Source organism: Pseudomonas sp. (assembly GCF_037994325.1).
In the GTDB taxonomy this organism is placed as follows: domain Bacteria; phylum Pseudomonadota; class Gammaproteobacteria; order Pseudomonadales; family Pseudomonadaceae; genus Aquipseudomonas.
Map to the genome: position 1 here is coordinate 1 of NZ_JBBNAH010000330.1, position 9079 is coordinate 9079.

7 protein-coding genes are annotated in these 9079 nt (G+C 60.5%); 3 read left to right on the forward strand and 4 right to left on the reverse strand.

The annotated features are described in order from the left end of the window. Positions 1-128: 128 nt before the first annotated feature. Positions 129-911 (reverse strand): tetratricopeptide repeat protein, encoded by a 783-nt coding sequence (locus tag AAAB16_RS11080; protein WP_340663362.1) that lies wholly within the window; start codon positions 909-911, stop codon positions 129-131. A gap of 1 nt (position 912) precedes the next feature. Beyond that, complete coding sequence (locus AAAB16_RS11085) at positions 913-1593, reverse strand: Fe2+-dependent dioxygenase (protein ID WP_340663363.1); 681 nt, start codon at positions 1591-1593, stop codon at positions 913-915. A gap of 217 nt (positions 1594-1810) precedes the next feature. Between AAAB16_RS11085 and AAAB16_RS11090 the strand changes: the two genes are divergently transcribed. Both AAAB16_RS11090 and AAAB16_RS11095 read left to right on the forward strand, forming a co-directional pair. After that, positions 1811-4066, forward strand: coding sequence for a TonB-dependent siderophore receptor (locus AAAB16_RS11090; RefSeq protein ID WP_340663364.1), 2256 nt, complete (start codon positions 1811-1813; stop codon positions 4064-4066). Between the two features lie 313 nt (positions 4067-4379). Further along, a complete protein-coding gene (locus AAAB16_RS11095; protein ID WP_340663365.1) occupies positions 4380-6953 on the forward strand; it encodes a sulfite reductase flavoprotein subunit alpha in 2574 nt (857 codons plus the stop codon). A gap of 52 nt (positions 6954-7005) precedes the next feature. Here AAAB16_RS11095 and AAAB16_RS11100 read toward each other — a convergent pair whose 3' ends face one another. Beyond that, complete coding sequence (locus tag AAAB16_RS11100; RefSeq protein ID WP_340663366.1) at positions 7006-7782, reverse strand: TatD family hydrolase; 777 nt, start codon at positions 7780-7782, stop codon at positions 7006-7008. A 13-nt stretch (positions 7783-7795) separates the two neighbouring features. On the opposite strand from AAAB16_RS11100, the gene AAAB16_RS11105 reads away from it, so the two are divergent. Next, positions 7796-8161 carry an endonuclease domain-containing protein gene (locus AAAB16_RS11105; RefSeq protein WP_340663367.1) on the forward strand — a complete coding sequence of 122 codons (366 nt, stop codon included), beginning with the start codon at positions 7796-7798 and terminating at the stop codon, positions 8159-8161. Positions 8162-8260: 99 nt separating this feature from the next. Here AAAB16_RS11105 and AAAB16_RS11110 read toward each other — a convergent pair. Beyond that, a partial coding sequence (locus tag AAAB16_RS11110; protein ID WP_340663368.1) for an EF-Tu/IF-2/RF-3 family GTPase occupies positions 8261-9079 on the reverse strand: 819 nt, incomplete at its 5' end.

Consider the following 9079-nt stretch of genomic DNA (forward strand, 5'->3'; position numbering starts at 1 on the left):
ATCTCCCGATTCGAAGGATTGCCTAAGCCTAAATGCGTTACCTATGTCTCCCGACACCTGTTACCTATGTCTCCCGGCTGAACACACAGCGCACCCTACGAGATCAAGAGCAAACCGAGTTGGAGCGTTTATAGGGCGGCGTATAGCGCTCGGTCGCTGTCGTCGCCCAGTTCGGCGGCGCGCTGGAAAAAATCGCCGGCCAGGTGGCGCAGTTCCAGGTGCTCGGCCTGTTGCAGGCTGTGGCGAGCGACGCGCAGGAAGTTGAGGTTGCCGTGTTGCAGGGCGCGCTTTAGCCAAGTCACTGCCGCTTCGGTTTGGCCCTGTTCGGCCAGCACGCAGGCATGGCTGAATTGCCCGCGAAAATCCCCGGCTTCGGCGGAGCGACGGTACCAGTCATGGGCCAGGGCGACATCGCGCAGCACTGCTTGGCCGTCTTCGTAGCAACGCCCAACCAGGTTCATCGACTTGGCGTGGCCTTGTGCGGCGGCGCGCAGGTAGAGGGCGAATGCTTGCGGTGGGTCGCGCAACACGCCACGGCCGGTGGCCAGTAGATTGGCCAGGTTGTATTGGCCCCAGTCCAGCCCCGCTTCGGCGGCCTTGCGGTAGTGCTGCGCGGCCAATGCCAGGTCAACTTCAATGCCCCAACCGTGCTCCAGGCAACGGCCAAGCATGTTGTGCGCCATGGCGTGGCCTTGCCTGGCGGCGATGCGAAACCAGGTGACGGCCAATGCGGGGTCACGCTCAATGCCACGGCCGTCCAGGAGTAATTGGCCGAGCAGGGTTTGTGCGTCGAGCAGCCCTTGTTTGGCTGCGCTGAGAATGGCTTTGGCGGCTTGGCCGGGGGCGTTGTCCAGCAATGCGGCGAGGTCGTCGCCGTTCAGTGCTTCGGCGCGGTGCAGGCGGCTGAGCACGTTACACGTCCGCCCAGCGGCGCAGCAGGTTGTGGTAGTTGCCGGTCAGTTGCAGCAGGGCCGGGTGTTCCGGTACGGCGGCGGTCAGTTGCTGAATGGCTTGGTCCATTTCAAACAGCAACGCGCGCTGGCTGTCTTCGCGCACCAGGCTTTGTGTCCAGAAAAACGAGGCGTAGCGTGCGCCGCGGGTTACCGCCTCAACCTTGTGCAAGCTGGTGCCGGGGTACAGCACCATATCGCCGGCCGGCAGTTTTACCCGCTGGTTGCCGTAGGTGTCTTGAATCACCAGCTCGCCGCCGTCGTAGTCGTCGGGGTCGCTGAAAAATACGGTGGCGGAGAGGTCGGTGCGCACCCGTTCCACGCTGTTTTTGACCTGGCGAATGGCGTTGTCGATGTGAAAGTCGAACGAGCCTCCGCCGGTGTAGCAATTGAACAGCGGCGGAAAGACTTTGTGCGGCAGCGCGGCCGACATAAACAGCGGGTTTTGCCATAAGCGCTGAAGCATGCTGGTGCTGATTTCGCGCACCAAGGGGTGGTCTTCCGGCAGTTGCAGGTTGTGTTTGGCTTTAGCCGATTGATGGCCGGCGGTGACCTTGCCGTCCGCCCATTGCGCCTGTTCTAACGCCGTGCGGATTTGGCCGATTTCGTCGCGCGTGAAAATTCCCGGAATGTGCAAAAGCATGGCGATTTACGCGTATTTGAAAATTAGTCGCAAATGATAAGTTGTCGCTTAGCATGCTTGCAACCGCTTTAAACCCTTATGGTGCGCGGCTTTCAGTCATTTTTTAGAACTGTAAGCTTTATGTAAATTTTGTTACATGCGAAATGTTACCAATTGCTAATCATTAACTGATGTTCTAGATTCCGCCGCCTTTGTTATTCCTGGGGAGGGAAACTAGATGACCGCCACGTCCACAGAATCGACTGTTTTTTCACCACGTTTGTTGGCCACTGCTGTTGGTATGGCCATGTCTGCTTCGCCAGTGGCGCATGCTGCTGATTCGCAACCGGTAGCGCTGGAGGCCACCAGTGTGGTCGGCGAGCAGGACCAAGCGGAAAGCTACAAAGTCGATGAGTCGGCGTCGAAAAAATACACCGCGCCGCTGCGTGAAACGCCCAAGAGCGTCACCGTGATCAGCGAGCAAGTGCTGAAAGACACCGGTTCCCTGTCCCTGGCCGACGCGCTGCGTACCACCTCGGGTATTACCTTTGGCGCCGGTGAAGGCGGCAACCCCGCTGGCGACCGCCCGATCATTCGCGGCTTTAACGCGGAGAGCGATGTGTTTATCGACGGCCTGCGCGATGTGGCCTCGCAAACCCGCGAAGTGTTTAACCTCGAACAAGTTGAAGTGAGCAAAGGCCCAGGCTCGGCCTTTACTGGCGCAGGTTCTACCGGCGGCAGCCTTAACCTGATTAGCAAAACCGCCAAGCAGCAGGATTTTGCCGACGCCGGCTTCACCTACGGCTCCGACCAAACCCGCCGCTACACCCTCGACGTAAACCGCGTGCTGACCGACAACATCGCCGCGCGCGTTAACCTGATGCAGCACGACGCCAACGTGGCCGGCCGTGCCGGTGTGGATGTCAGCCGCTGGGGCGTGGCGCCAACCGTGACCTTTGGCTTCGACACGCCAACCCGCGCCACCGTGTCGTACTACCACGTTGAGGGCGACGACACCCCGGACCTCGGCAACCCGCTGGAAAGCACCGTCGGCTCCGATGGCGTACGCACTCCCGTTGGTAACAAAGACAAGTTCTACGGTTTCAGTTCGCGCGATTACCGCGACAGCACCACCGACACCGGCACCTTTAAAATCGAGCACGACCTGAACGACAACCTCACCGTGTCGAACTCCTCGCGCATCGTGCGTACCACCCTCGACTATATCGCCACCAACCCGGACGACTCGCGCGGCAACGTCGCCAACGGCTTTGTGTCGCGCTCGGCGAAAAGCCGTAATTCGACCTCCGAAGGCCTGATCAACCAAACCGACCTCAGCGCGCGCTTTAACACCGCGTTTATCGAGCACTCGCTCAATACCGGCGTCGAGTTCAGCAAGGAAGGCGTGCACAACCGCGGTTACTTCGTGACCCAAGGCGCTGGCGGCAACACCTGCAACACCGCCACGCTAAATTCCAACGACTGCACCTCGCTGGCCAACCCGAGCTACCACGACAACTTCACCGGCACCATTGCTGACAGCAAGGCCTACACCGATACCGACAGCAAAACCCTGTCGGCCTACGTGTTCGACACGCTCAAGTTCAACGAACAGTGGTCGCTCAATGCCGGGCTGCGTTACGACGATTACCAGACCGAGTCGCAAGGCCTGAGCGTGACCCGCGGCACCAACAACGTCAGCGGCGCGTTCGACTACGAAAACAACTCGCACTTCTGGAACTACCAACTGGGCCTGGTGTTCAACCCGCTGCCCAACGGCAGCATCTACGCGGCCTGGTCGACCTCCAGCAACCCGGTGGGTGAAACCAGCGGTGAAGGTGCTGATGGCATTGCCGTTGGCACCCAGGCGCTTGAGCCCGAGCGCAACCGCAACTACGAAATTGGCACCAAGTGGGACTTCTTCGACGAGCGCTTGGGCCTGACCGCTGCGGTATTTCGCACCGAGAAAACCAACGCGCGGGTGAGCGACGAAGACGGTCTGACGCAGAACATCGGCGAAACCCGCGTCGATGGTTTTGAGCTGGGCTTGAGCGGCAAGATCACCAACAAATGGCAAGTGTTCGCCAACTACACCTACCTCGATGGTGAGCTGACCAAGAGCGGGGCCGTGAACCTGGGCACTACCGCTGCGCCGCGGTATGTCGATGGTGTTTACGACGGCAACGATATCCCCAGCGTGCCGCAAAACAGCGCCAGCTTCTGGACCACTTACCAAGTGCTGCCTAAGTTGAGCGTGGGCGCTGGTGCCTTCTATGTCGACTCGCGCTTCGGCAACGTTGCCAACAACGTGGAGGTGCCGGACTACTGGCGTTACGACGCGATGGCCAAATACGTCATCAACAAAAACCTCGACCTGCAGCTAAACGTGCAGAACCTCACCGACGAGCGTTACTACGACCAGGTGTACTCCACCCATATGGCCCACGTGGCGGCAGGGCGCACAGCATTGCTGAGCACCAACTTCCACTTCTAGGTAAAACGTTCGCACACCCTGCTGGGCGGCAGCGCTTCGTAGGGTGTGCTGTGCGCACCAAGGGATTTCGGTGTTTCGCTCTGGTGCGCGTAGCACACCCGAAGGAGTAACTGAGCACCCGCCGGCGTTGCATCCGCCGGTACGCAAGCCCCGGGCGAGTTTTCGTCTGGGGCTTTTTACGTGTTAGGGCAGCGCGTTGGTAAACGCTGGGTAAAGGTTTCGCCGTTGTTAGCTGTTCTCAAATACAATTTGCCCCATTCAAGTTGCTATCCGTTTTGCAGCGCTCTAGGGCGCCGATTCAGGCGAGGTTGTTGTGGTTAAAAAGGCGTTGTTCCAACTCCACTGGTTTTTCGGCATTACCGCCGGTTTGGTGCTCGCGCTGATGGGCACGACCGGGGCGCTGTATTCCTTTCAGGAAGAGATTTCGACGGCGCTCAATCCTGACATCTTGCAGATTCAGGTACGCGACAGCGGTGTGCTGCCACCGGCGCAATTGGCGGAAAAAATTCAGACAGCGGCAGGTATGCCCATCTCCGGCCTGCGCGTATTTACCCAGGAAAACAAAGCGTCCCAGGTGTTCTTTATGCCCAAGCCGGGCGAGCGCCGTGGGCCGATGCGTTACTTCGACCCCTACACCGGCGAGCTGCTCGGAGAGCCGTCGGGCAAGGCGTTTTTCGACCTGATGTTCCAGTTGCACCGCTTCCTCGCCATGGGTGAATTCGGCAAGCAAATCACCGGCGCCTGCACGCTGATGCTGCTGTTTTTCTGCCTGTCTGGCCTGTACCTGCGCTGGCCGCGTAACGCCCTGAGCTGGCGCACCTGGTTGACCTTTGACTGGGCCAAGAAAGGCCGCGCCTTTAACTGGGATTTACATGCGGTGGCCGGCACCTGGTGCCTGGTGTTTTACCTCTTGGCGGCGGTTACCGGCCTGACGTGGTCGTACCAGTGGTTTAACCAAGGCTTGGCCTATGTGCTTACCGACTCCGCCAATGGCGGCCGTGAAGGCGGCAAAGGCGGTGGTCGCGGTGAAGGTGGCAAAGGTGGCGAGCGCCGTGGCCCACCGCCGCAGGCCGCGGAGCCAGTGGCGATCAACTATGACGCGCTGTGGGCCAGCGTGACCAAGGTCGCCGGCCCGCAGCTGGCCGCCTACAACATCCGCTCGCCGCAGGACGCCAAACAGCCGGTATTTGTGAATTACCTGCTGAGCGATTCGCCCCATGAGCGCGCGGTAAACGAAATCCTCATCGACGCTAAAACCGGCGAAGTCCGTAAGCAAAACCTGTACGCCGAAAAACCCTTGGGCGCGCAGCTGTATGCCAGCATTTATGCCCTGCACGTGGGCAGCTACTTCGGCCTTACCGGGCGCATTTTGATCACCGCCGCCAGCGTGACCATGCCGCTGTTCTTTATCACCGGCTGGCTGCTGTACCTCGACCGCCGGCGGAAAAAACGCCAGGTGCGCGCAGCCCGTGGCGGTGTCAGTGCGGATGCCACCAGCGGCGAAAGCTGGTTGATAGGTTTTGCCAGCCAGAGTGGGTTCGCCGAGCAATTGGCCTGGCAAACCGCCGGGCAATTGCAGGCAGCGGGGCAGCCGGTGCAGGTGCACGCCTTGGCCAGCCTTAGCGCAGCGCAACTGCGCGAAGCGCGTAACGCGTTGTTTGTGGTCAGCACCTTTGGCGACGGCGAGGCGCCGGATAGCGCCCGTGGTTTCGAGCGCAAGTTGCTTGGCCAGGAACTCGGCCTGAGCGAGTTGAAATACGCCGTGCTGGCGCTGGGCGATCGGCAGTACGAACACTTCTGCGGCTTTGCCCGACGTTTGTCTGGCTGGCTTGGCCAGGAAGGCGGTACGTCGCTGTTCCCCCGTGTGGAAGTGGATAACGGCGACAGCGCGGCCCTGCAGCTCTGGCAGCAGCAGCTCAGCGCCGTGGCCGGTGGCGTTGCCCCAGCGGCCTGGCAAGCCCCACGCTTTGCCAACTGGACCTTGAGCGGCCGCGAGCTGCTTAACCCCGGCAGCGCCGGCTCGCCCACCTACTTGCTGCAACTGACCCCGCCTGACGCCAGCCACAGCTGGCAAGCCGGTGACCTGGTGGAAGTGATGCCGCGCAATAGCTCGGCAGCGGTAGAAGGCTTTCTCGCCGGCCTCGGTATTGCAGCCGACAGCCACGTGCAAATCGCCGGCCTGCAAGAAACCGTCGCCCAAGCCCTGGCCAATCGCCAACTGCCGGCTAGCCGGGAGCATCTGGTGGGCCTGCACGCCCAAGCCTTGGTTGACGCGCTGGTGCCGCTGAGCGCTCGTGAATACTCCATTGCTTCGCTGGCCAGCGATGGCGTGCTGGAGCTGATTGTGCGGGTGGAAACCCATCCAGACGGCAGCTTCGGTTTGGGTTCTGGCTGGCTTTGTGTGCACGCTGCGCTTGGCAGCGGCATCAGCCTGCGCGTACGCCGTAACAGCGGCTTCCATCTGCCGGCAGAACCACGCCCGCTGATTTTGCTCGGCAATGGCACCGGTTTGGCCGGCTTGCGCAGCCTGCTTAAAGCGCGAGTACAAGCCGGTGAAGGGCGCAACTGGCTGCTCTTTGGTGAGCGCAATAGCGCCCATGACTTCTTCTGCCAAAGCGAACTGCAAGGCTGGCTAAACAACGGACAGCTGGCACGCCTGGACCTGGCGTTTTCCCGCGACCAGGCGGAGAAAATCTACGTGCAGCACCGCTTGCGTGAGGCCGCCACTGAACTCAAAGCCTGGGTTGCCGACGGCGCGGCGATTTATGTCTGCGGCAGCTTGCAAGGCATGGCCGAGGGCGTGGATCAGGTGTTGCGCCAGGAACTGGGCGATGCAGCCATCACCCAGCTAACCGAAGAAGGGCGTTACCGCCGCGACGTTTACTAACCGGCCGAGGTTGCCGTGCGCATTTGCTTGGCGGCAGATGCGCACTGCCTACTCACCAGCCAAACAGCTCGCGGGCATTCGCTGAACTTTCCTGCGCCAACGTCTCGCCACTTTCCCCGCGAAGCTGCGCCAACGCCGCGCAAATCTGTGGCAAATACTCCGGGCTATTGCGCTGATTGGGGTACATCGCCGGCGCCATATCGGGCGAGTCAGTCTCCAGCACAATCGCCGCTAACGGCAACTGCGCCACCACCTTGCGCAGCCTTAGCGCCTGCGGCCAAGTTGCAGCGCCGCCCAGGCCGAGTTTAAAACCAAGCTTGATGTACTCCCGCGCCTCCTCATGGCTACCGGCAAACGCATGGATGATGCCGGCGCGTTTGAGCTTGAAGCGCTTGAGGGTGGCAATCACCTGAGCATGGCTGCGGCGTACATGCAGCAGCACGGGCAGGTCGAATTCCGCTGCCAGCTTTAACTGGGCCTCGAACAGGGTTTGTTGGCGTTCGCGGTCCAGCTCGGGCAGGTAATAGTCCAAACCGAACTCACCGATGGCACAGAGCTTTTTCTCACCGCGCAGGCGCTCCAGCCAGGTGCGCAGTTCCAGCAAATGCTCGGGCTGGTGCTGCAGCAGATAGACCGGGTGCAGGCCCAGGGCGGCATAAACGCCGTCTTGTGTTTGCGCCAGCTCCCATACCCGCTGCCAATTGCTCTGATAGACGCCCAACACCACCAGACGCTCCACTGCATTAGCGCGGGCATTAGCCAGCACCTGGCTGCGATCGGCATCGAAGTCGGGGAAGTCGAGGTGGGTGTGGGTGTCGATTAGGGGCATGGGGGTAGGGTAAATGGATTTGCAGGGGCGTGCCAAAGGGTTGCGGATGCAAGCGACAGAGGCGGAGCGAAGAATGTGGTTTCAACTGCGTGATCGGCGGTTTATGGCGCTGAAGTTTAGGCGGCAGGTGCCGTTTGAGCGGTATATCGCGGACTTCGTTTGCAAGGAGCTAAAGCTGATTATTGAGCTGGATGGCGGACAGCATGTTGAGCAGGGGAGTTATGACCAGCGTCGAAGTCGCTGGCTGGAAGGGCAGGGCTATACGGTGTTGCGCTTTTGGAACAATCAGGTGCTTCAGGAGATGGAGGCAGTGCTAGAGGCTGTGGCTATGTGGGTGGACGCGCAAAAGCGGCCCTCACCCCCGACCCCTCTCCCGTAAACGGGCGAGGGGAGACCAGTCGATCTTCTATGTTGCCGATATCGCGGTTAGAACCCCTCTCCCGCTTGCGGGAGAGGGGCAGGGGTGAGGGGCTTTTTTTTAGTGATGCTCGCGAGTAGCCCTAAATTTAATCTCAGGCCAGCGCTCTTCCATCAACGCCAAGTTCACCCGCGTCGGCGCCAGGTAGGTGAGGTGCCCGCCGCCATCAACGGCCAGGTTCTCCACCGCCTTAACCTTGAATTCCTCAAGCTTCTTCTTATCGTCGCTCTCAATCCAGCGCGCGGACCACACGGTGATCGGCTCGTACTGGCATTCCACCTTGTATTCCTCTTTCAAGCGGCTGGCGACCACGTCGAACTGCAGCACACCCACAGCGCCGAGGATGATGTCGTTGCTGCGTTCGGGGAAGAACACCTGGGTGGCGCCTTCTTCGGCCAGTTCCTGCAAACCCTGGCGCAGTTGCTTGGATTTCAGTGGGTCTTTCAGGCGCACACGGCGGAATAGTTCCGGGGCGAAGTGGGGAATACCGGTAAAGCCCAGGTTTTCGCCTTCGGTAAAGGTGTCGCCAATCTGGATGGTGCCGTGGTTGTGCAGGCCAATGATGTCGCCGGCAAAGGCTTCTTCCAGTTGCTCTCGTTCGGAGGAGAAGAAGGTCAGGGCATCACCGATGCGCACTTCTTTGCCCAAGCGCACGTGGCGCATTTTCATGCCCTTGTCGTATTTGCCCGAGCAGATGCGCATAAAGGCGATACGGTCGCGGTGCTTGGGGTCCATGTTTGCTTGGATCTTGAACACAAAGCCGGTGAACTTCTCTTCGACCGGTTCCACCGTGCGCTCGTTGGCCACCCGCGCCAGCGGCTTGGGGGCCCAATCAACAACGGCATCAAGCACGTGGTCGACACCAAAGTTGCCCAGGGC

What these genes read in the sequence shown, in the direction of transcription:
- AAAB16_RS11085 (WP_340663363.1), bottom strand. Translation starts at nt 1,593, where the DNA reads ATGCTTTTGCACATTCCGGGAATTTTCACGCGCGACGAAATCGGCCAA.
- AAAB16_RS11090 (WP_340663364.1), top strand. Translation starts at nt 1,811, where the DNA reads ATGACCGCCACGTCCACAGAATCGACTGTTTTTTCACCACGTTTGTTG.
- AAAB16_RS11100 (WP_340663366.1), bottom strand. Translation starts at nt 7,782, where the DNA reads ATGCCCCTAATCGACACCCACACCCACCTCGACTTCCCCGACTTCGAT.
- AAAB16_RS11105 (WP_340663367.1), top strand. Translation starts at nt 7,796, where the DNA reads ATGGATTTGCAGGGGCGTGCCAAAGGGTTGCGGATGCAAGCGACAGAG.